The sequence below is a fragment of the Caballeronia sp. GAWG1-5s-s genome (assembly GCF_023631445.1).
Classification (GTDB): Bacteria; Pseudomonadota; Gammaproteobacteria; order Burkholderiales; family Burkholderiaceae; genus Caballeronia.
In genome coordinates, this window is sequence record NZ_JALQDC010000012.1 from 198,819 (window position 1) to 220,470 (window position 21,652).

The window sequence follows — 21,652 nt, forward strand, 5'->3', positions numbered from 1 at the left end:
ATAAGGACGTTCGCCTTGGCTACGCTTATCTGCGGCTCGCTCGCCTACGACAACATCATGACCTTCCAGGGCCGCTTCGGCGACCACATCCTGCCGGACCAGGTGCACATGCTGAACATCAGCTTCCTGGTGCCGACGATGCGGCGCAACTTCGGCGGCTGCGCGGGCAACATCGCGTATGCGCTGAAGCTGCTCGGCGGCGATGCGAAGATCATGGCGACGCTCGGCGAAGCGGACGCGCAGCTCTATATCGACCGGCTCGACGCGCTCGGATTGTCGAAGGAATACGTGCGCGTGCTGCCCGGGCAGCACTCGGCGCAATGCTTCATCACGACCGACCTCGCGAACAATCAGATCACGGCCTTCCACCCCGGCGCGATGATGGAATCGCACCTGAATCGCGCCGACGAAGCCCAGGGCATCACGCTCGGCATCGTGGCGCCGGACGGCGCGGACGGCATGCGCGAGCACGCGAAGCAGTTCGCGGCGGCGGGCGTGCCGTTCATCTTCGATCCGGGTCAGGGTTTGCCCATTCTTGAAGGTGTAGAGCTTTGTCGCATGATTGAACTTGCCACATACGTGACGGTCAACGATTACGAAGCCAAGTTGTTGAGCAACAAGACCGGCTGGTCGATCGAAGACATCAAGAGCCGGGTCGAGGCGCTGGTCGTCACGCGCGGCGAACACGGCGCGCAGATCTATCATGAAGACGGCGTGATGGACGTGCCGGCCGTGAAGGCGCGGCAAGTGGTAGACCCGACCGGCTGCGGCGACGCATTTCGCGGCGGCCTGTTGTACGGCATCGAGAACAAGCTTGGCTGGGAAAAGACGGGGCGTCTCGCGAGTCTGATGGGTGCGTTGAAGATCGAGCATCAGGGCCCGCAAACTTATGCGCCGACGCGCGCCGAAATCGAAGAGCGTTTCAAGCAGGCATTCGGAAGCAGCCTGTCGTGATCGAGTGGATGAAGGGAGTGAAGGAATGAAAACGGTAAGTCGCATCGTGCTGGCAGCATCGCTCATCGGCTCAGTCGCGCTGACGGGCTGCGCCTACAACAGCAGTTCGCCCGACGTCTACACGGCGTCGCAGGCGCAGCGCGAGGAAACGGTGCGCATGGCGACCGTCGAAAGCGTGCGCGGCGTGAAGATCAGCTCGAACAACGGCCAGCCGACCGGCCTCGGCGCCATCGGCGGCGGCGCGCTCGGCGGCGTCGCGGCGGGCAGCGCAATCGGCGGCGGCAACGGGTCGATCATCGCGGGCATCATCGGTGGTCTGGCTGGCGCGGTCGCGGGCAACGCGGTCGAGAACAGCGTCGCGACCAAGAACGGGCTGGAAATCACCGTGCGTCTCGACAACGGCGACCTGCGCGCGATCACGCAGACGTCGAATGGCGAAGTGTTCCAGGCCGGCGAGCGCGTACGGCTGCTGTCGAGCGGCGGCGTGACGCGCGTGACGCACTAAGTCCGTCGGAGCTATTCCGCCGAGGATTCGCAGCCAGCCTGCGATAGGCACAAAGAAGCGCATGCATCGAAAGAGGCATGCGCTTTTTTCGTTCGCGGCTGGCTGGCCACGGCGCGCAGTTACTTCGGGCGCCGAAGCGAAAAACCCGCCGCCGGACTTGACCGGCGACGGGTCGAGGCCGGGTAGGCCTACCCGGTCTTAAGGCACATCGACGTGTGCCGCGGTGCTTCGGACTGCTGTTGTCGCGACTTACGGACGGCTGCCCGTCGGGAACGGCCATGCCGCCGCCGGGTTCAGCGCCGTCTTGACCGCAGTGGCCGGAGCCGCCGGAGCGGGCGTCGACACCGTGGTAGCCGTCGTTGCGGGAGCGGCAGCCGTCGTCTTCTTTGCAGCAGCAGCCTTCTTGGCCGGCGCCTTCTTTGCAGCAGGCTCGGCTTTCTTCGCTGCGGGAGCAGGCGCGGAAGCAGCAGGCGCAGCGGGAGCAGCGGCGGTTTTCGCCGACGCCTTCTTCGCAGGAGCCTTCTTCGCGGCAGCCTTCTTCGCGGGCGCTTTCTTCGCAGCGGCCTTCTTCGCCGCTGCTTTCTTCGCGGGCGCCTTCTTGGCGGCAGCCTTCTTCGCAGGCGCCTTCTTCGCTGCGGCCTTCTTCGCAGGCGCCTTCTTGGCTGCGGCCTTCTTCGTGGCTACCTTCTTGGTGGCGACCTTCTTCGCTGCGGCTTTCTTCGCGGGCGCCTTCTTGGCCGCTACCTTCTTCGTTGCGACCTTCTTTGCTGCTGCCTTCTTGGCCGGCGCAGCCTTCTTCGCCGCGACCTTCTTCACGGCGACTTTCTTCGCCGCAACCTTCTTCGCAGCGACCTTCTTCGCGGCTACCTTCTTTGCCGGAGCGGCGGCTTTCTTGGCGGGGGCTTTCTTTGCTGCAGCCTTTTTCGCGGCGGGTTTCTTCTTGGCAACTGCCATGGTTTTTCTCCTTCAGGTTTTCAGATGAGAGTCAGTTCAAACAACACCCTTCGTCAAAACCCGCTTCTTCACGTGGAGGCTCTCAGGGCACACGCTACGAAGCGGATTATTCATCGGCGTACGCTGATCCCACCTGCTTACGCTAATGAATACGGCAAGGCGCGCCGTGCCCCGAGGCACCGCGCGCCAAATTGAGTCAGCGCCCATACACGGCGCCGGCCATCGCTTGATCGAGCCAGCGAGCTTGTCGCCGGCATTTTCCGGGGGGAAGTTTGCCCATCCCATTGAAGGGAACGCAAAACGCCTGTCTTTCAATCGAACCACACGGTCCGTCAAGTCAGTAGGCGCACTTTGCATCAGGCGACCGTTCTCCTAAACCTTGTCGGCGGGGCGCGCGCAATGACGCACGCTGCAGCCCAGCCGTCCCATCGATTTCGTCTGCAACACGTCCTGGGCTTGTTGTTATTCCCAGGTCAGCGCGCCGCCGGTTTGATACTCAATCACGCGTGTCTCGAAGAAGTTGCGTTCCTTCTTCAAGTCGATCATTTCGCTCATCCACGGGAACGGGTTTTCCTCGTTCGGGTAGAGCGGGTTCAGGCCGATCTGCTGGCAACGCCGATTGCAGATGAACCGCAAGTAGCTCTTGAACATCGACGCGTTCAGGCCGAGAACCCCGCGCGGCATGGTGTCTTCAGCGTAGCGATATTCAAGATCGACAGCTTGCTTGAAGAGCTCGCGAATCTCCGCCTTGAATTCGGCGGTCCACAGTTGCGGCTCTTCGAGCTTGATCTGGTTGATGAGGTCGATGCCGAAGTTGCAGTGCATCGATTCATCGCGGAGGATGTACTGATACTGCTCCGCCGCGCCCGTCATCTTGTTCTGGCGACCGAGCGCCAGAATCTGCGTGAAGCCCACATAGAAGAAGAGCCCTTCCATGATGCAGGCGAACACGATCAACGACTTGAGCAATTTCTGGTCCGCTTCCAGCGTGCCGGTGGTGAACGCCGGGTCGGTCAACGTCTGGATGAACGGGATCAGGAACTCGTCCTTGTCACGGATCGACTTGACCTCGTGATACGCGTTGAAGATCTCGCTTTCGTCGAGGCCGAGCGATTCGACGATGTACTGATACGCATGCGTGTGGATCGCCTCTTCGAACGCCTGGCGCAGCAGGAACTGGCGGCACTCCGGAGCGGTGATATGACGATACGTGCCGAGCACGATGTTGTTCGCGGCGAGCGAGTCGGCCGTGACGAAGAAGCCGAGATTGCGCTTGACGATGCGGCGCTCGTCGTCGGACAGACCGTTCGGGTCTTTCCACAGGGCGATGTCGCGCGACATGTTCACTTCCTGCGGCATCCAGTGATTCGCGCAACCGGCGAGGTACTTCTCCCACGCCCACTTGTACTTGAACGGCACGAGCTGGTTGACGTCGGTCTTGCCGTTGATGATGCGCTTGTCGGCGACGTTGACGCGCGCTTCGCTCTGCGCGGCGATGGCGCCAGCGGAAGGCGTGGCGGCTGCGGGAGGCACGAAGCCATCCGAGAAGATGTTCTGCGCCTGAGCAGTCTGATGGGCGGCTTGATGATCGAACGATTGGGCAGCATGCGCTGCGCTCCGCGTACCGAAAGCCGTGCCTTGAGCGTTGCGCAACGTGTTGTGTTGCGAACCGCTCGACGGAGTTACGGCAGTGGTCTCGTCATCCCAGTTGAGCATAAATTCTCACCATCAATTTAGATCGGTTTGTACCATCTTTTCATGAGCGATAAAAGAGCTTGCTCATGAAAATTCTCGTTTTCTAGCGATTTGGATTCAGCGTTGCTACCTGCATACAACACTTGGCTCTGCGCACGGTCTTTCATGCGTGATGCGAGCAAGAGAGAGACGTGTGTGAAGCGGTCCTCATCGACTCTCTTCAAGCGTTGCGATGTGTGATTGAACTGCGTGGCTTCAATGCTTCGATGCTGTCATGCAACGCTTGGCGACAGTCCGCGATAATCGTTCGAGGCGATCGACGCGATCGACGCGAGTGCCGTTGATCGAATGCGATGCGATGCAAGCGAAGATGAAAGCGCGTGCTCGTTCTGGCTTCGCCCGATGACGCTCCAGCAGCGGAGCGACATGTCTTCGTTGCCTTCGCGCGCTTCGAATTCGTTGCCGAAGTTTAGCATTCGCTGCCTCGCTTTACCACTATATATTGTGTCCGCTGTCGCGCTGCTCTACTACCTATAGCGCGTGGAGTCAACGCCTCAAAGGGTCTAGCAACGAGCGCAGATTGTTGTGATCGATCTCGTGCCTGAGCGCAAGCAACGCACCGAGCTTGCCTTGAGGAAAACCCTCACGCGCGAACCACGCGAGATAGTGACCGGGCAAGTCGGCGATGAGTCTGTCCTTGTACTTGCCGTAAGGCATGGTCTGCGTCACGAGACGCTGCAGGTCTTGCGGGTCCATCGTGTCTTCACTCCTCGTTATGTTGATCGCGTCGCATCGCGCCCGGGCGCGCGATCGCATGCGCGTAGTATCGGTGCCATAATCGCCGCTCTTGCCGCCATGACTGATCGCATTCTCTGATGCCGCTCGCCGTCAAAGCTTTCATCGCTCCTCTCATCGTCGCGTGTGCGATGTTCATGGAAAGCGTCGACGCGAACGTCATCGTCACTGCAATCCCCGAAATGGCGCGCGCCTTCGGACGCGATCCCGTCACACTCAAGGTCGCCGTCACCAGTTACGTGCTTGGCTTGGGCGTCTTCATTCCGATCTGCGGCTGGGTGGCCGACCGCTTCGGCGCACGCGCCGTCTTTCGCGCGGCCATCGGCGTGTTCGTGGCCGGTTCGATCCTGTGCGCGGCATCGACGTCGCTCGGGCCCTTCACCGTCGCGCGTTTCATACAGGGCGTGGGCGGCGCGATGATGGTACCGGTCGGGCGCATCATCATCTTCCGTTCGGTGCGCCGCTCCGAGTTCATTCGCGCGATGAACTATCTCTCCGTTCCCGCCATGCTCGGCCCGGCCGCCGGCCCGCTGCTCGGCGGCTTCATCACGACGTATCTGCACTGGCGGCTGATCTTCTTCATCAATATTCCGATTGGCATTGCGGGCATCTACCTGACCAATCGCTACATCGCCGACTCGCGCGAAGAACACCCGGGCCGGCTCGACTGGCTCGGCTTCTTTCTCTCGGCGGGCGCGGGGGTGTTGCTGCTGCTCGGGCTTTCGCTCGTCGGCGGTGAACTGGTGCCGCAAAGCGTTGCGTTCGCGATGTGCGCGGCCGGCGCGCTGATGGCCGCGCTCTACTGTCTCTACGCGCGCCGGGCCGCGCGACCGCTGCTCGACTTGCGCTTCTTTCGCGTGCCGACGTTTCAGGCAAGCGTGCTGGGCGGCTCGCTCTTTCGCATCGGGCTCGGCGCGGTGCCGTTCCTCTTGCCGCTCGCGTTGCAGGAAGGTCTCGGCATGACGGCGTTCAAGTCCGGCGCGATCACGTGCGCATCGGCGTTCGGCGGCATGTTCATGCGCTCGCTTGCGTCGCGCGTGTTGCATCGGTTCGGCTTTCGGCAGACGCTTCTCTTCAACGCGGCGTTGTCGGGCTTGGCGATTGCGGCATGCGGCACGTTCTTTCCCGGCACGCCGACCTGGGTGATCTGGGCTGTGGTGCTGCTCGGCGGCTTCTTTCCGGCGCTGCAGTTCACGAGCCTCAATTCGCTCGCTTACGCGGAGATCGAAACCCGCGATGTCGGACGGGCGACGAGTCTTGCCAGCTTCGTGCAGCAGGTGTCGCTCGGGCTTGGCGTCACGGTGGCGGGCATTACGCTCGAACTCACGCAGTACGTGAATGGTCATGCGACCGTGCGATGGTCGGACTTCTGGCCTGCGTTTGTTGTCGTCGGGTTGTTCTCGTTTCTTTCCATGCCGGTTACGGCTCGGTTGTCGCGGGATGCTGGCGTTGAGATTTCGCGTGGGACGCGGGGGTAAGGGTTGTTTGTTTTTGCCTGCCGGCGACGACCTGTGGGCCAGTCTTGTCGTTGAATTTGTTTTCGCGTCGGTCTATTAGCGTTGCCCCTCCCCGGGGCGGGGGTCACTTTCTTTGCTGTCGACCAGAGTAGGCGCTTTAGCGCCGTACGCTGGTCCCATGCAAAGAAAGTAACCAAAGAAAGCAGCTTTGTCGCCCGCGGTTCGGAATAACGGTGCACTCCGCAGAACGACATTGGCACTCAGCTTGAATCAACCCTGAATCACCTTCCGCGCCCGCGGAGCGCCACGTCCTCCGAGCCCTTTGGCTCGATAAAACCATTCGCGCGCCTTCACGCTTCGCCTCTGGCAAGTGGTAGTCGGTAGCGCATCGATAAGTTCCTGCACGCACCGGTGCACATCTAGCCCCCATGTCGCGCCCCAACTTAGATTGATAGCCGCAGCCCACGCATGCCAACCCTCGGTGTTGACGAGCCAAGGGGCTCGGAGGACGTGGCGATCAGCGGGCGCGGAAGGTGATTCAGGGTTGATTCAAGCTGGGTGCCAACGACGTATTGCGGAGTGCAACGTCATTCAATACCACGGGCGAAGAAGCTGCTTTCTTTGGTTACTTTCTTTGCAGCAGCAAAGAAAGTGACCCCCGCCCCGGGGAGGGGCAACGCTAATAGACCGACACGAAAACAAGTTCAACGACAAGACAAGACAACAAAAACAAAAAACAAAAAGGCCGGCACCGAGAAACTCAGCACCGGCCTTCGCCGCGAGCAGAACCCTACTCAGGCGCCAGCAAAAAACCTCACTGACATGCCTCGCACTCGTCGAACCCCGGATCGCCCGGACGCATCATGCAGACGGGACCGTCGGCTTCCGGCGCAGCCGCCTCGACCGCAGGCGCAGCAGCGGCAGCGTTAAAACCGCCACCCACGCCGCCGGCAGCAGAAGCAGCACCGCCCGACGACACCCCGAAGCCACCGCTAGCACCGGAGCCGCCCTCACCCGACGGCACCGCGTTCAGCGCGCCGTGCGCCACCGTCGACTTCTCGACGTGCGTCGCCGCCATCGTGCGGAGGTAGTACGTCGTCTTGAGACCGCGCAGCCACGCGAGCTTGTACACCTCGTCGAGCTTCTTGCCCGATGCGCCCGCCATGTAGATGTTCAGCGACTGCGCCTGATCGATCCACTTCTGCCGGCGCGACGCCGCTTCCACCAGCCACTTCGGATCCACTTCGAATGCCGTCGCGTAGATCGCGCGCAGGTCGGCCGGAACGCGGTCGATGCGCGAGAGCGTGCCGTCGAAGTACTTCAGGTCCGACACCATCACTTCGTCCCACAGGCCGCGCGCCTTCAGATCACGCACCAGGTAGTCGTTGACCACCGTGAATTCGCCAGACAGATTCGACTTCACGTACAGGTTCTGGAACGTCGGCTCGATACACGCCGACACGCCGATGATGTTCGAGATCGTCGCCGTCGGCGCAATCGCCACGCAGTTCGAATTGCGCATGCCGTGCGTCGCGATGCGCGAACGCAGCGTCGACCAGTCCATCGACTCGGACGTGTCCACTTCCACATAACCGCCGCGCGCTTCGGCCAAGAGCTTCACCGTGTCTTGCGGGAGGATGCCGCGATCCCACAGCGAGCCGCGATAGCTTGAATAACGGCCGCGCTCTTCCGCCAGTTCCGTCGACGCGTAGTACGCGTAGTAGCAGACGGCTTCCATCGAACGATCCGCGAACTCCACCGCTTCCTGCGACGCGTACGGCGTGCGCAGCAAGTGCAGGCAGTCCTGGAAGCCCATGATGCCCATGCCCACCGGACGATGCTTCAGGTTCGAATTACGCGCCTTCGGCACCGCGTAGTAGTTGATGTCGATCACGTTGTCGAGCATGCGCATCGCGACGCTGATGGTGCGCTTGAGCTTCGCGTGGTCGAGCGCGAGCGTGCCGTCGGCCTGCTTCGTCAGGTGCGCGACGAGGTTCACCGAGCCGAGGTTACACACGGCGATTTCGGTGTCGCTCGTATTCAGCGTGATTTCCGTGCACAGGTTCGACGAATGCACCACGCCGACGTGCTGCTGCGGCGAACGCACGTTGCACGGGTCCTTGAACGTGATCCACGGATGGCCGGTTTCGAACAGCATGCCGAGCATCTTGCGCCACAAGTGCTGCGCCGGCACCTTCTTGAAGAGCTTGATTTCGCCGCGCGCGGCTTTCTCTTCGTAAGCGACGTACGCCTTCTCGAAGTCCGCGCCGAACAGATCATGCAGGTCCGGACACGTCGACGGCGAGAACAGCGTCCACTCGCCGCCTTCCATCACGCGCTTCATGAAGAGGTCGGGAATCCAGTTCGCCGTGTTCATGTCGTGCGTGCGGCGGCGGTCGTCGCCCGTGTTCTTGCGCAGTTCCAGGAATTCTTCGATGTCGAGGTGCCACGTCTCCAGGTACGCGCACACCGCGCCCTTGCGCTTGCCGCCCTGGTTCACCGCGACCGCCGTGTCGTTCACGACCTTCAGGAACGGCACGACGCCTTGCGACTTTCCGTTCGTGCCCTTGATATGCGAGCCGAGCGCGCGCACGCGCGTCCAGTCGTTGCCGAGGCCGCCCGCGAACTTCGAGAGCAGCGCGTTTTCCTTGAGCGCCTCGTAGATGCCATCGAGGTCGTCGGCCACCGTCGTCAGATAGCACGACGAAAGCTGCGAGCGATGCGTGCCCGAGTTGAAGAGGGTCGGCGTCGACGACATGAAGTCGAACGACGACAGCACGTTATAGAACTCGATGGCGCGCGCTTCGCGGTCGATTTCGTTCAGCGACAGACCCATTGCGACGCGCATGAAGAACGCCTGCGGCAACTCGATGCGCGTGCCCTCGACGTGCAGGAAGTAGCGGTCGTACAGCGTTTGCAGGCCGAGATAGCCGAACTGCAGGTCGCGGTTCGCGTCGAGCGCGGCGCCAAGACGCTTCAGGTCGAACTGCTGCAGCTTGTCGTCGAGCAGGCCGGCTTCGACGCCGCGCTTGATGAACTGCGGGAAGTACTCGGCGTAGCGCTCGCCCATCTCGGCTTGCGTCACTTCGCCTTCGAGAATCTCGCGGCGGATCGTGTGCAGCAAGATGCGCGCGGTGACCTGGCTGTACGCCGGATCTTTTTCGATCATCGTGCGCGCGGCGAGAATGGCCGAATCGTAGACCTGATTCATCGGCACGCCGTCGTACAGGTTCTTCACCGTTTCCGCGACGATCGGATCAGCCGAGACGGCATCGCCCAGATTCGCGCAGGCCGAGACGATCAGCGCCTTCAGCGCGTCGAGATCGAGCGGGCGCGTGATGCCGTTGTCCGTCACGTTAATGACGCCTTCGTGCGTCTTCGCGTTCTGCGCATGGCCGCGGTCCTGCTCACGCTGCTGCGTGCGCTTCTCGCGATACAGCACGTAGGCGCGCGCGACGTTGTGCTCGCCGCCGCGCATGAGCGCCAGCTCGACCTGATCCTGAATGTCTTCGATATGGAACGTGCCGCCGTGCGGACGGCTGCGCAGCAGCGCGCGCACGACCGCCTGCGTCAGTTGCTCGACCTGCTCGCGCACGCGAGCGGACGCAGCGCCCTGACCGCCGTTCACGGCGATGAACGCCTTCGTCACGGCAATCGCGATCTTCGACGGCTCGAACGACACCACGCTCCCGTTGCGACGGATGACCTTGTAGTCGGCATACGTCGTGTTCGACGCGGGCGATTGCGCGCCCTGAACGTGCGCCCCGCCAGCATGCTGCGCGGATGCGCCTTCGAAGGAAGTCGTGGCGTTGTCGGTGGTTTGCATGTGCAAAACTCCTGGTGTTCGAATGGTGCGGATGATCCGCGGATTTATCACTTATGCCGCGTGCGTCGCCCGTCGATAACGAGGACGCGCGTCGCGGTGTTTGGCAGTAAGGCGGGCTGTGAAGACGGCAGGCCCTGAACACGAGTCGCGGCGATGGCGGCCCGCACTGTCATGGCGTCGCGTGCGGTGCCCGCGTTGGCGCGCGGTGTCGGTCGACGCGACTCGCATTCACTTGCATACGTTCTTCACGGTGCTGCTGCGCTGGCGCTCGATGCGCTGAGGGTCTCTTGATGAAACCGCTTGCGCACCGCCCCGGGCCAGCCAAACTTCAGATACGCCGGAAAGCCGACGGCGCCGGCTCGTGGGAGCGGGCGCCGCCTCTACAACACAAGATATAGTGCAAATCACGTCCTTCGGTACCAAGTATAGTGGAACTTCGCACGGTCTCAAAAAAGTTTATTTGCTTCGGAAGCGCCCGCGCGGGGTTGACTTTTGCGGCGTCGAAGCGCGGCAAGGGCTCCCGCGCGACGCTGTTGCATCGCAGCGAGAATGACCGTAGGTGGTGGTCTGGGACGTCGAGGTTTCGGCTTGGGCGACTCGTTGAAGTGGCGGCGGTGCGTGGTCGCAGTGGGGGCGCCGGGGCGATTGCATTGATCGCGATATCGGTTCGCGATGGATTCATCGCGAGCGGCAAGCTCCGCGAAGATGCTCATCGAGTCGTCGCTGCAACGCCCGCGTTCCCGAAACGACGACACACACGCGTGGCACGCACGTTCATCGCTCGGGACGGACAGCGGGAAAGCGTCGATCGGATATTGCTTCGCGATGATTCACACGACCGCGCAAGCTACGGTACTCGTCGAACCGCAGGGCTCATCAAGTCGTCGCTACGACGCCCGCGCTCCGAAACGACGACACGCACGCTTGGCGCGCGCGTTCATCACACGGGACGGACAGCGCGAACGCGCCGTCGCAGTGAATCATGAAATGCGCCGACACGCGCATGCGGCTGAGGCGATCGAAGTACGGAAGCGCGTCGCGATTGAACGTGTTCGAAAAAGCGCGCGCTGATATCACCGGATGGCATGCAAATGTTGCGAATCGTGCCGAGCGTCGGCGTCAAGCCGCGAGGACGCGCCTCGACGTTCAGCGGCGGCATACGCGCCGCGCTTCCAAGCCGGCCGTGCGCGCCGATAAAGGCACCGCGCGCAGGCAGCGCATTTATCTGGCGTCGCGACCGCTCTTACGCGCCCGCGCGACGCCGCGCGCTAGACGCAGCTAATGCTGTCCCGCAACGTCTAGCAATTCGCTCGTGGGCACACGTGCGCGTAGCTATCCGCATCGCTCGCAGGCAACGCATTCAGCGCGCGTCGCACCGGCGTCGGACGCGCCCGACGCGGCCGAACGCTTGTCCGCTACGATTATTGCTTCACGCGCGGGCGCAGATGCGCCTCGATGTCCGCAGCCAGCGCCCTCATCTCGCGTCCCGACCGCCAGGACGCGCCGCATGACGCCGCGCGTGCTCCGCACAGCAGAACCGTTGTCCCGCGACGGCTATGGATTCGCTCGTCGGCGTATGCACGCCGCACTGCGCGCAGCGAATGAGCGGATCGGCAAGCTGCGGCGCATCGCGGCGAGCCGCGCCGTTGCGGGCGCCCGCGCCGCCCGTCGTCGACGAAGCGCGGCTAGACGAAGCACGCGTCCCCGCCTGCTCGCGCTCGTTGGCGCGGCGGAGCTTCTTCAGGAGCCATTGCGTCACGAAGAAGAGAACGATAAGAAGAAGAAAATTTCGCATCGGCTTGATGAAGTAAGACCGCGCTCAGACCACCGCGCGATGCAGCAGCACTTCGAACACGAAGCGGCTGCCGACATACGCGAGCAGCAGCGCCACGAACGAAGCCAGCACCCAGCGCAGCGCGGCGCGTCCGCGCCAGCCGGAGATGCGGCGCGCAGTGAGCAGCCCGCCGAACATCAGCCAGGACAGAATGGCGAAGACGGTCTTGTGATCGAAACGCAGCGCCCGATCGACCAGTTGCTCGTTGAACGCGATGCCCGACACGAGCGTGAGCGTCAGCAGCACGAAGCCCGCGCCGATCAGCCGGAACAACAGCTTTTCGAGCGTGAGCAGCGGCGGCAACGTGTCGAGCCAGCTCGCGAGCCAGCCGTTGCCGCCACTGTGACGCATCGCGAGGCCGCGCATGCGCTGAAGGCGTCGTTCGAGCATCAGCATCAGCACGGCATGCAGCGCGGCAATGGCAAAAAGGCCATACGCGATGTTCGCGATCAGAAAATGCAGCTTGAACATCGGCGCGGCGGAGTACGACAGCACGCGCACGCCGCCGAACGCGAGCGGCAACAGGGAAGCGACGCAGGCGAGCGGCAACACGAGCAGGCGCAGGCCGTCGAGCGGAAAGAAGAAGCTCTCGATCCAGTAGATGCCCGCGCCGAGCCAGAACATGGCGGACAACGCGAACGCGAAGCCGAAGATCATCGCGTTCTGCGGGAAGATGGTCATGTGCAGGAGAACGCCGTGCACGACCAACGCTATTAATAATAGAGCGCGTCCCATGCCGCTCATGCCCGACGCCTTCGATGGATTCGCCGGCCCGGTGCCGATGCCCGATGGCACGCCCGCCAGAACCGGCTCCACGGCCGTATGACGATGCGCGCGCCAGCCCGCCACGGCCAGTCCGCCGTAGAGAAACGCAGTGAGGGCATACAGTACAATATCCATGTTCGAAGTTTACACTAGGCCCCGAACCCGCGACGTCTTCCCCCTTGCGCCAAAGTAGGGCGCATCGCCGCTAAACCGCCTGCGCGTCGCCGGAAACCAGGGCCGCACTCTCACACTCCCATGCTCGACAACCTCACTCAACGGATGGCGCGCGTCGTCAAGACGCTGCGCGGCGAGGCCCGGCTCACCGAGGCCAACACGCAGGAAATGCTGCGCGAAGTGCGCCTCGCGCTGCTCGAAGCCGACGTGGCGCTGCCCGTCGTGCGCGAGTTCATCGCCAAGGTGAAGGAAAAGGCGCTCGGCGAGGAAGTGCTTTCGAGCCTGTCGCCGGGTCAGGCGCTCGTCGGCGTCGTGCAGCGCGAGCTGACCGCCGTGATCGGCGGCGACTACGAAGGCAAGGCCGCCGAGCTGAATCTCGCCGTCACGCCGCCCGCTGTCATCCTGATGGCCGGCTTGCAGGGCGCGGGTAAAACCACGACCACCGGCAAGCTCGCCAAGCTGCTGCGCGAAAAGCAGAAGAAGAAGGTGCTGACGGTTTCCGTCGACGTGTACCGCCCCGCCGCTATCCGCCAACTGCAAACGGTGACGGAACAGGTCGGCGCGGACTTCTTCCCGTCAGAGCCGGACCAGAAGCCCGCGGACATCGCGCGCGCGGCGATCGACTGGGCAAAGCGTCATTACCACGATGTCGTGATCGTCGATACGGCCGGTCGTCTCGGTATCGACGAAGCGATGATGAAAGAGATCAGCGAGCTGCACGCGCTGCTCAAGCCCGCTGAAACGCTCTTCGTCGTCGATGCGATGCTCGGCCAGGACGCCGTGAACACCGCGAAGGCGTTCAACGACGCGTTGCCGCTCACGGGCGTCGTGCTCACGAAGCTCGACGGCGATTCGCGCGGCGGCGCGGCGCTTTCGGTGCGGCACGTCACCGGCAAGCCGATCAAGTTCGTCGGCGTCGCGGAAAAGCTGGACGGCCTCGAAGTCTTCCATCCGGATCGCATGGCGAACCGGATTCTCGGCATGGGCGACATTCTCGCGCTCGTCGAGGAAGCGCAGCGCGGCGTCGATACGCAAGCGGCGCAGAAGCTCGCCGACAAGGTCAAGAAGGGCGGCGACTTCGACCTGAACGACTTCAAGGCGCAGCTTTCCCAGATGAAGAAGATGGGCGGGCTGTCGTCGCTGATGGACAAGCTGCCCGCGCAGTTCCAGCAGGCGGCGCAAGGCGCGGACATGAACAACGCCGAGAAGCAGATGCGCCGCATGGAAGGCATCATCAATTCAATGACGCTTCAGGAGCGCGCGAAGCCGGAGCTTATCAAGGCGGCTCGCAAGCGCCGCATCGCCGCGGGCGCGGGCGTGCACGTGCAGGAAGTCAACCGCATGCTGAATCAGTACGAGCAGATGCGCGGCATGATGAAGAAGCTCAAAGGCGGCAACCTGCAGAAGATGATGCGCGGCATGAAAGGCATGATGCCGGGCATGCGCTAATCCGCGCCGCTTCGAACCCGCGCTTTCGTTCGCCCGACGCGAAGAGAACGCGGGTTTATCATATGGCGCACGCCGCCGTTTTTTCCACACTGAGTCGTCGTCTCCCCCGCCTGCCTCTATGAACCGCGAAGAAGCTCTCCACATTTTCAGCCACTCCGAAGAGATCGTCAGCGCCGATCAGGTCGACGCGTCGATCAAACGCATGGCTGCGGACATCAAGGCCGCGACGCAGGACGACTTCCCGTTGCTGCTCTCCGTCATGGGCGGCGCGGCCGTGTTCACCGGCATGCTGCTGCCGCATCTGGATTTCCCGCTGGAATTCGACTACATCCATTTGACGCGCTATCGCAACGCCATCAAGGGCGGCAGCGAAATGCAGTGGCGCGTGGCGCCGGCCGAATCGGTGAAGGACCGCGTGGTGCTCGTGCTCGACGACATTCTCGACGAGGGCGAAACGATGGCCGCCATTCGCGACCGCATTATGGCGATGGGCGCGAAGCAATTCCTGTCGGCGGTGCTGTGCGAGAAGCTCATCCCGAAGGCGAAGCCGCTGCGCCCGGATTTCTGCGGCTTCGAAGTGCCGGACCGTTATGTGTTCGGCTGCGGGATGGATGCGAAGGGTTACTGGCGAAATCTGCCGACTATCCGGGCGTTGACCGAAGGGGCGTGAGCGCTCGCACGTGCGACGAAAAAGAAAAAGCGGCCTCGGCCGCTTTTTTCACAACTGATGCACGAACGCGCGTATCCCGGTAAGAATCATCTCGACGGAAATCGCGACGAGCACGAGTCCCATCAGCCGCTCGAACGCCGTGACCGCGCGCTCGCCTAGCCATTGCTGAATCTTCTCCGCGAGAATCAACACGACCGCGCAGACGACCATCGTGACGGTCAGCGCGCCGATCCACTCGAACATCTTGCCCGGCGCCTGCGACGTCAGCAGCATCACCGTCGCGAGCGCGGACGGGCCGGCGAGCGCCGGAATCGCGAGCGGCACGATCAGCGGTTCGCCGCCGCGCGTGTCGCCGCCCATCGGGCCATCCGGATGCGGGAAGATCATCCGAAGCGCGATCAGAAAGAGCACGATCCCGCCGCCGATGCGCAGCGACACATCCGTGAGATTCATCGCCCGCAGGAAGCGGTCGCCGGCCAGCATGAAGACGAGCAGAATGCCGAACGCGATCGCCACTTCCCGCAAGATCACCACGCGGCGCCGCTCGGTGGCGACACCGCGCAGCGCGTTGATGAAGATCGGAATGTTGCCGAGCGGATCGGTGATCAGCAGCAGAAGGATCGTCGCCGACAGGAAGTTGTACTGCATTTACTTCCCGAGCGCGGCCCGAACTTTCGCCGTCACGACGCCCGCCGCTTCGTCCACCGGCAGCAGCGTGGCTTCGGTGTCGCGGCGCGCCTGATATTCGAGCTTGCCTTCCTTCAGCCCGCGATCGCCGATCACAATGCGATGCGGCACGCCGATCAGCTCCCAGTCCGCGAACATCACGCCGGGGCGCTCGCCGCGATCGTCGAGAATCACGTCGATGCCCGCGTCCTGCAGCGTGGCGTACAGCTTGTCGGCCTGCTCGCGCACGGCGTCGCTGCGGTCGTAGCCCATCGGGCAGATCACGACTTCGAACGGCGCAATGGCTTCCGGCCAGATGATGCCCTTGTCGTCGAAATTCTGTTCGATAGCCGCGCCCAAGACGCGCGTCACGCCGATGCCGTAGCAGCCCATCTGCATCGGCGCGGGCTTGCCGCCTTCGTCGAGGAACGTGGCGCCCATCGAATCCGAATACTTCGTGCCGAGCTGGAACACGTGCCCCACTTCGATGCCGCGGCAGATTTCCAGCGTGCCACGGCCATCCGGCGAAGGATCGCCCGCCACGACGTTGCGAATATCGGCGACTTCCGGTTCCGGCAGATCGCGGCCCCAGTTCACGCCAGTCGTGTGATAGTCGACCTCGTTCGAGCCGACGACGAAATCGCTCATGTTTGCGACCGTGCGATCCGCGATCACGCGCACCGGCTTCTTCGTGCCGATGGGACCGAGATAGCCCGGCGGCGTGCCGAACCATTCGACGATCTCGGCTTCCGTCGCAAAGCGGTAACCTTTCAGGCCCGGCAGCTTGCTGACCTTGATGTCGTTCAGCGAATGATCGCCGCGCAGCATCAGGAGCCAAATGGTCGGCTCGGCGCCTTCGTTGTCGGTCGCGAGAATGATCGACTTGATCGTGCGTTCGAGCGGGATGTTGAGCAACTGTGCGACGGCTTCGCACTTGGCCGCGCCGGGCGTCGGCGTCTTCTTCATCTCCTCGGCGGGCGCGGCGCGCTCGGCAATCAACGGCAAGGCGTCGGCCGCTTCCACGTTCGCCGCGAAGTCCGAGTCCGGGCAGTACGCGATATCGTCCTCGCCCGTTTCCGCGATGACGTGAAACTCGTGCGATCCGCTGCCGCCGATCGACCCGTTGTCTGCCGCGACCGCGCGGAATTCCAGGCCGATGCGCGTGAAGATGCGCACGTAGGCGTCATACATCTTCTTGTACGACTCGGCGAGGCCGGCGGTGTCCTTATCGAAGGAATACGCGTCCTTCATGATGAACTCGCGGCCGCGCATGACGCCGAAGCGCGGACGAATCTCGTCGCGGAACTTCGTCTGGATCTGATAGAAGTTGACCGGCAACTGGCGATAGCTCTTGATCTCGCGCCGCGCGATGTCCGTGACCACTTCCTCGTGCGTCGGGCCGACGACGAAATCGCGTTCGTGACGGTCCTTGATGCGCAGCAGTTCGGGGCCGTACTGCTCCCAGCGTCCCGATTCCTGCCACAACTCGGCCGGCTGCACGGCCGGCATCAGCAGTTCGAGCGCGCCCGCGCGATTCATCTCTTCACGCACGATGGCTTCGACCTTGCGAATGGAGCGCAGGCCGATCGGCATGTAATCGTAGATACCGCCCGCGACGCGGCGGATCATGCCGGCGCGCATCATCAGCTTGTGGCTGACGATCTCGGCGTCGGCGGGAGCTTCCTTCAGGGTGCCGATGAAGAAACGGGATGCTTTCATTCAGAAATTTTCCAAAAGCGGCGCGCGCCCACGAAACCATGTGGTTGAAGGCTGGCGAAACGGGTGAACGACGAAACGGTCGACGGCTCTGCACGAGGCCGCAATGAAACGCTCGCGCGCCACTTGCGGCCGACCGCCCTGCATGAAGCCGGAAAAGAAGATTCTGCCGACTTCCGGGTTGCCTGGCAAAGATTCCTTGCGGGCAGGCGCACCGCGAGCCCCGAAATTAGGGCTCCGACACGGGTTGGAACGGATGCGCCGGGGCCGTTATCTGTTTATAATCAAAGCAATTTTAAAGGATTCGAAGGTGGTTGTATGCTGGATCGTGAAGGCTTTCGCCCGAACGTCGGCATCATCCTCTTGAACGCGCGCAACGAAGTGTTTTGGGGCAAGCGGCTGCGTGAACATTCCTGGCAGTTTCCGCAAGGGGGTATCAAATACGGCGAGACCCCCGTGCAAGCAATGTATCGGGAGTTACACGAAGAAACCGGCCTGCTTCCTGAGCACGTGAAAGTTGTCGGTCGCACGCGCGACTGGCTGCGTTATGAGGTGCCGGATAAGTTCATCAAGCGCGAAGTGCGCGGTCATTATCGCGGTCAGAAACAGATCTGGTTTCTGCTGCGCATGGTCGGGCGCGACTGCGACATTTGCCTGCGCGCGACGGACCATCCGGAATTCGATGCTTGGCGCTGGAACGAATACTGGGTGCCGCTCGACGCGGTGATCGAGTTCAAGCGCGACGTTTATCAACTGGCTCTCACCGAGCTTTCCCGCTTCTTGCGGCGAACCAATACTCGTGGCGAACGCGGTGAGCGCGCCGCGCATCATGGGCCGCGTTATCCGCGCGTCATTCAAACCATGACGATCGAGACACCTGCCGTAACCGCCGCGGGCGCCGCGGTTCAGGCAGAATGTACGGTCAGCGAAGAAGTGCAGATCATCGCGCGGCGTTCATCGTGCGACTGACTTCGCGCTCGGTCCTGGCGTCGAGCGCGGCGATTCTTCGTTCATTCTGACACTCGGCATGTTTCATAGCCCGGCGCGGCGAGCACTGCTCGCGGCGCCGGGCGTTCGCCGTCCGCGCATCCGTTATTCGGGAACATCGAATTGAAAGTCATCGTCTCATCCGCGGTACTCGTCGCCATGCTCGCCGCGCTTGCCGGCTGTTCCAGTTCCAAGGGCCCGTCCAATCAGGACGACGGCGTCTTCACCTATCTGCTCGACCGCAAGACCGAATGGGTGGAGAACAAAATAGATACGCTGCCGCCGCTGCCGCAGCCGTCGAACCTGCTGCCGTTCAATGTTTCGCAGAACACACCGCTGACGTTCGCGGTCGACAAGACCTCGCTCACGGTCGGCGATGACGGCGTCGTGCGCTATGTCGTCGTGGCGACGAGCCCGAGCGGCGCGCGCAACATCAACTACGAAGGCATTCGCTGCGACACGTACGAATGGCGCCGCTATGCGAGCATCAACGAAGACGGCACCGGCTGGGATCGCGGCGTCGCGTTCGACTTCCGGCGCATCGAGAACGGCGAACTGAACGCGTATCAGGCAGCGCTGTATCAGGACTACTTCTGCACGAGCAAGCTGCCGGTCGGCACCGCGAAGCAGATCGTCAACAACATCCAGTACGAGCGCACGCAACGGTCCATCAACCTGCGCTGATTGCGTTGGCGATGTAGCAGTAAAAAGCCCGCTGGCCTTTCGGCTCAGCGGGCTTTTTTCATTCGGCGGGATGAAGTGCCTCAGACCAGCACCAGATTGTCGCGATGGATGAGTTCCGGCTCCAGCATATACCCGAGCACGGCTTCGATCTCCGCGCTCGGCCGCCGATGAATCAGCCGCGCCTCGGCGCTGCTGTAATTCGTGATGCCGCGCGCGACTTCCTGCCCTTTATCGTTGACGCACGCGATCACTTCGCCGCGACCGAAGGCGCCTTTCACATCGACCACGCCGATCGGCAGCAAGCTCTTGCCGTCGGCGGTGAGCTTCTGCACCGCGCCATCGTCGATCACGACGTGCCCGCGCACCTGCAAGTGGTCCGCCATCCACTGCTTGCGCGCAGCCATGCGAGCGGTGCGCGCGATAAGCTGCGTGCCGATGAGCTCGCCCGACGCGAGGCGCGTGAGCACGTCGGCCTCGCGGCCGCTCGCGATCACGGTGTTCGCGCCGCTGTGCGCGGCACGCTTGGCCGCCAGAATCTTGGTCAGCATGCCGCCCCGGCCGAGGCTCGATCCCGCGCCGCCGGCCATCGCTTCGAGTTCGGGCGTGCCGGCATCGGCCTGTTCGACGAGCGTCGCGTTCGGGTCTTTGCGCGGATCGGCGGTGAACAGGCCGCGCTGATCCGTGAGAATGACGAGGGCGTCGCCTTCGATCAAGTTGGCAACGAGCGCGCCGAGGGTGTCGTTGTCGCCGAACTTGATTTCGTCGGTGATAACGGTGTCGTTCTCGTTGATGACCGGCACCGCGCCCAGACGCAGCAGCGTGAGCAGCGTGGAGCGCGCGTTGAGATAACGCTCGCGGTCGGCGAGGTCGGCGTGCGTGAGCAGAATCTGCGCGGTGCGGATGCCATGCGCGCCGAAGCTGCTCTCGTAGACTTGCGCGAGGCCCATTTGCCCGACGGCCGCGGCGGCCTGCAATTCGTCGATTTCGCTTGGGCGCTTCGTCCAGCCGAGCCGGTGAATGCCTTCCGCAATCGCGCCCGAGCTCACGAGCACGACTTCCTTGCCCTCTCCGCGCAGCGCCGCGATCTGCGCCGCCCACCGGGCGATGGCCGCGTGATCCAGTCCGCGCCCGTCGTTGGTGACGAGGCTGGACCCCACTTTCACTACGATTCGCTTCGCAGCGGCAATGACCGAACGCATCGTGCGCTTCTCTCCTCGGTGTCGCGGCCCGCGACTGCGGGCGGCGTCGTTATCTGTCTTCGTCGTCCGCCTGATTTCCGGCGATGTCATCGCGAAAACGCACGTCGGCCGCGAGATCTTCTGCTTCCGCCGCACGCGACGCGTCCGAATGCGTCGAGATGTAGTCGTAGATGGCGTAGACCAGCGCCTCGCAGCCTTGGCCGGTGAGGGCCGAAATTTCGTACACCGGGCCGTCCCACTCGAAGCGGTCGAGGAAGTCCTTCACGCGCGACGCGCGCTCGTCTTCCGGCACCATGTCGAGCTTGTTCAGCACGAGCCAGCGCGGCTTTTCGTACAGCGACTCGTCGTACTTGCGGAGTTCGTTGACGATCGCCTTCGCTTCCGCGACCGGATCGACGTTTTCATCGAACGGAGCGAGGTCCACGAGGTGCAGCAAGACGCCCGTGCGCTGCAAATGGCGCAGGAAGCGGTGGCCGAGGCCCGCGCCTTCCGCTGCGCCTTCGATCAGCCCCGGAATGTCCGCGATCACGAAGCTCTTGCTCGGCCCGACGCGCACGACGCCGAGATTCGGCGCGAGCGTCGTGAACGGATAGTCCGCGATCTTCGGCCGCGCGTTCGAAACGGAAGCGATGAACGTCGATTTGCCCGCGTTCGGCATGCCAAGCAAGCCGACATCCGCGAGCACCTTCAGCTCGAGCTTGAGCATGCGGCGCTCGCCCGGCTTGCCGTCGGTCTTCTGACGCGGCGCGCGGTTCGTGCTCGATTTGAAGTGCAGGTTGCCGAGACCGCCCGCGCCGCCTTGCGCGATCAGCACTTGTTGATTGTGCTCGGTGAGGTCGGCGATGATCTCGCCCGTTTCCTGGTCCGAGATAATGGTGCCGACCGGCATGCGCAGCGTGATGTCGTCGCCGCCTTTGCCGTAGCAGTCCGAACCGCGCCCGTTTTCGCCGTTGCGCGCCTGGTGCTTTTTCGCGAACCGGTAGTCGATCAGCGTGTTGATGTTGCGGTCCGCGACCGCGTAGACGCTGCCGCCGCGCCCGCCGTCGCCGCCGTCCGGCCCGCCGAAGGGGACGAACTTTTCGCGGCGCATCGACGCGCTGCCATCTCCCCCGTCGCCGGCGATGACTTCGATCCTCGCTTCGTCAATGAACTTCATGCGTTGCTCCGTCCCGTGTTTCCGTGCGATGACTGCCGCGAGTCCGAACTCGCTCAGTCGACACGCTATTTTGCCGTGACCGGCGCGTGCCGGGCACTCATATGCTTCGATTCTGTGGGCGCCGCGTTTTCCGGCGCGCCAATGAAAAAGGCCCCGCGAACTTCGC

At 63.1% G+C, this 21,652-nt stretch carries 17 protein-coding genes and 1 pseudogene; 7 read left to right on the forward strand and 11 right to left on the reverse strand.

Going from position 1 to position 21,652, the window contains the following annotated elements; all coding sequences use genetic code 11:
- Nucleotides 1-15: 15 nt before the first annotated feature.
- Both NCR34_RS11815 and NCR34_RS11820 read left to right on the forward strand, forming a co-directional pair.
- On the forward strand, nt 16-954 hold the full coding sequence (locus NCR34_RS11815; RefSeq protein ID WP_248320524.1) for a carbohydrate kinase family protein: 939 nt from the start codon (nt 16-18) through the stop codon (nt 952-954).
- A gap of 25 nt (nt 955-979) precedes the next feature.
- Nucleotides 980-1,459, forward strand: coding sequence for an outer membrane lipoprotein (locus NCR34_RS11820; RefSeq protein WP_248320525.1), 480 nt, complete (start codon nt 980-982; stop codon nt 1,457-1,459).
- Between the two features lie 249 nt (nt 1,460-1,708).
- On the opposite strand, the gene NCR34_RS11825 is transcribed toward NCR34_RS11820, so the two are convergent.
- From NCR34_RS11825 to NCR34_RS11840, 4 genes and pseudogenes are all read right to left on the reverse strand, one after another.
- Nucleotides 1,709-2,413 carry a histone H1-like DNA-binding protein gene (locus tag NCR34_RS11825; RefSeq protein ID WP_244847258.1) on the reverse strand — a complete coding sequence of 235 codons (705 nt, stop codon included), beginning with the start codon at nt 2,411-2,413 and terminating at the stop codon, nt 1,709-1,711.
- A 31-nt stretch (nt 2,414-2,444) separates the two neighbouring features.
- Nucleotides 2,445-2,770, reverse strand: a pseudogene (locus NCR34_RS11830) (hypothetical protein).
- A gap of 105 nt (nt 2,771-2,875) precedes the next feature.
- Entirely contained in the window at nt 2,876-4,129 is a 1,254-nt protein-coding gene (locus NCR34_RS11835; RefSeq protein ID WP_250499990.1) for a ribonucleotide-diphosphate reductase subunit beta, read from the reverse strand.
- A 525-nt stretch (nt 4,130-4,654) separates the two neighbouring features.
- Nucleotides 4,655-4,864: a DUF3820 family protein gene (locus NCR34_RS11840; protein ID WP_250499991.1), complete on the reverse strand. Its 210-nt coding sequence runs from the start codon at nt 4,862-4,864 to the stop codon at nt 4,655-4,657.
- Between the two features lie 119 nt (nt 4,865-4,983).
- Here NCR34_RS11840 and NCR34_RS11845 point away from each other — a divergent pair, with 119 nt between their 5' ends.
- Nucleotides 4,984-6,381, forward strand: coding sequence for an MFS transporter (locus NCR34_RS11845; RefSeq protein WP_175945126.1), 1,398 nt, complete (start codon nt 4,984-4,986; stop codon nt 6,379-6,381).
- A 793-nt stretch (nt 6,382-7,174) separates the two neighbouring features.
- On the opposite strand, the gene NCR34_RS11850 is transcribed toward NCR34_RS11845, so the two are convergent.
- From NCR34_RS11850 to NCR34_RS11860, 3 genes are all read right to left on the reverse strand, one after another.
- Nucleotides 7,175-10,186 carry a ribonucleoside-diphosphate reductase subunit alpha gene (locus NCR34_RS11850; RefSeq protein WP_250499992.1) on the reverse strand — a complete coding sequence of 1,004 codons (3,012 nt, stop codon included), beginning with the start codon at nt 10,184-10,186 and terminating at the stop codon, nt 7,175-7,177.
- Nucleotides 10,187-11,660: 1,474 nt separating this feature from the next.
- A complete protein-coding gene (locus NCR34_RS11855; protein WP_250499994.1) occupies nt 11,661-11,981 on the reverse strand; it encodes a PP0621 family protein in 321 nt (106 codons plus the stop codon).
- 24 nt (nt 11,982-12,005) lie between these two features.
- Complete coding sequence (locus tag NCR34_RS11860) at nt 12,006-12,920, reverse strand: cytochrome C assembly family protein (RefSeq protein WP_250499995.1); 915 nt, start codon at nt 12,918-12,920, stop codon at nt 12,006-12,008.
- Nucleotides 12,921-13,040: 120 nt separating this feature from the next.
- Here NCR34_RS11860 and ffh point away from each other — a divergent pair, with 120 nt between their 5' ends.
- Entirely contained in the window at nt 13,041-14,408 is a 1,368-nt protein-coding gene (gene ffh, locus NCR34_RS11865; RefSeq protein ID WP_175945134.1) for a signal recognition particle protein, read from the forward strand.
- 118 nt (nt 14,409-14,526) lie between these two features.
- Nucleotides 14,527-15,078, forward strand: a complete 552-nt coding sequence (locus NCR34_RS11870) for a hypoxanthine-guanine phosphoribosyltransferase (RefSeq protein WP_244847266.1) — start codon at nt 14,527-14,529, stop codon at nt 15,076-15,078.
- Nucleotides 15,079-15,126: 48 nt separating this feature from the next.
- On the opposite strand, the gene NCR34_RS11875 is transcribed toward NCR34_RS11870, so the two are convergent.
- Both NCR34_RS11875 and NCR34_RS11880 read right to left on the reverse strand, forming a co-directional pair.
- Nucleotides 15,127-15,726, reverse strand: coding sequence for a MarC family protein (locus NCR34_RS11875; protein WP_175945138.1), 600 nt, complete (start codon nt 15,724-15,726; stop codon nt 15,127-15,129).
- Nucleotides 15,727-17,463 carry a proline--tRNA ligase gene (locus tag NCR34_RS11880; protein WP_250499997.1) on the reverse strand — a complete coding sequence of 579 codons (1,737 nt, stop codon included), beginning with the start codon at nt 17,461-17,463 and terminating at the stop codon, nt 15,727-15,729.
- Between the two features lie 315 nt (nt 17,464-17,778).
- Between NCR34_RS11880 and NCR34_RS11885 the strand changes: the two genes are divergently transcribed.
- Nucleotides 17,779-18,429, forward strand: coding sequence for an RNA pyrophosphohydrolase (locus NCR34_RS11885; RefSeq protein ID WP_175945142.1), 651 nt, complete (start codon nt 17,779-17,781; stop codon nt 18,427-18,429).
- Nucleotides 18,430-18,606: 177 nt separating this feature from the next.
- Nucleotides 18,607-19,131, forward strand: coding sequence for a CNP1-like family protein (locus NCR34_RS11890; RefSeq protein WP_250500038.1), 525 nt, complete (start codon nt 18,607-18,609; stop codon nt 19,129-19,131).
- An 80-nt stretch (nt 19,132-19,211) separates the two neighbouring features.
- On the opposite strand, the gene proB is transcribed toward NCR34_RS11890, so the two are convergent.
- Both proB and cgtA read right to left on the reverse strand, forming a co-directional pair.
- Nucleotides 19,212-20,330, reverse strand: a complete 1,119-nt coding sequence (proB, locus tag NCR34_RS11895) for a glutamate 5-kinase (RefSeq protein ID WP_250499998.1) — start codon at nt 20,328-20,330, stop codon at nt 19,212-19,214.
- A 49-nt stretch (nt 20,331-20,379) separates the two neighbouring features.
- Complete coding sequence (gene cgtA, locus NCR34_RS11900; protein WP_175945145.1) at nt 20,380-21,486, reverse strand: Obg family GTPase CgtA; 1,107 nt, start codon at nt 21,484-21,486, stop codon at nt 20,380-20,382.
- Nucleotides 21,487-21,652 lie beyond the last annotated feature (166 nt).

Coding starts and splice junctions, on each gene's coding strand:
- NCR34_RS11820 (WP_248320525.1), top strand. CDS start 980: ATGAAAACGGTAAGTCGCATCGTGCTGGCAGCATCGCTCATCGGCTCA.
- NCR34_RS11825 (WP_244847258.1), bottom strand. CDS start 2,413: ATGGCAGTTGCCAAGAAGAAACCCGCCGCGAAAAAGGCTGCAGCAAAG.
- NCR34_RS11835 (WP_250499990.1), bottom strand. CDS start 4,129: ATGCTCAACTGGGATGACGAGACCACTGCCGTAACTCCGTCGAGCGGT.
- NCR34_RS11840 (WP_250499991.1), bottom strand. CDS start 4,864: ATGGACCCGCAAGACCTGCAGCGTCTCGTGACGCAGACCATGCCTTAC.
- NCR34_RS11845 (WP_175945126.1), top strand. CDS start 4,984: ATGCCGCTCGCCGTCAAAGCTTTCATCGCTCCTCTCATCGTCGCGTGT.
- NCR34_RS11850 (WP_250499992.1), bottom strand. CDS start 10,186: ATGCAAACCACCGACAACGCCACGACTTCCTTCGAAGGCGCATCCGCG.
- NCR34_RS11855 (WP_250499994.1), bottom strand. CDS start 11,981: ATGCGAAATTTTCTTCTTCTTATCGTTCTCTTCTTCGTGACGCAATGG.
- NCR34_RS11860 (WP_250499995.1), bottom strand. CDS start 12,920: ATGGATATTGTACTGTATGCCCTCACTGCGTTTCTCTACGGCGGACTG.
- ffh (WP_175945134.1), top strand. CDS start 13,041: ATGCTCGACAACCTCACTCAACGGATGGCGCGCGTCGTCAAGACGCTG.
- NCR34_RS11870 (WP_244847266.1), top strand. CDS start 14,527: ATGAACCGCGAAGAAGCTCTCCACATTTTCAGCCACTCCGAAGAGATC.
- NCR34_RS11875 (WP_175945138.1), bottom strand. CDS start 15,726: ATGCAGTACAACTTCCTGTCGGCGACGATCCTTCTGCTGCTGATCACC.
- NCR34_RS11880 (WP_250499997.1), bottom strand. CDS start 17,463: ATGAAAGCATCCCGTTTCTTCATCGGCACCCTGAAGGAAGCTCCCGCC.
- NCR34_RS11885 (WP_175945142.1), top strand. CDS start 17,779: ATGCTGGATCGTGAAGGCTTTCGCCCGAACGTCGGCATCATCCTCTTG.
- NCR34_RS11890 (WP_250500038.1), top strand. CDS start 18,607: ATGCTCGCCGCGCTTGCCGGCTGTTCCAGTTCCAAGGGCCCGTCCAAT.
- proB (WP_250499998.1), bottom strand. CDS start 20,330: ATGCGTTCGGTCATTGCCGCTGCGAAGCGAATCGTAGTGAAAGTGGGG.
- cgtA (WP_175945145.1), bottom strand. CDS start 21,486: ATGAAGTTCATTGACGAAGCGAGGATCGAAGTCATCGCCGGCGACGGG.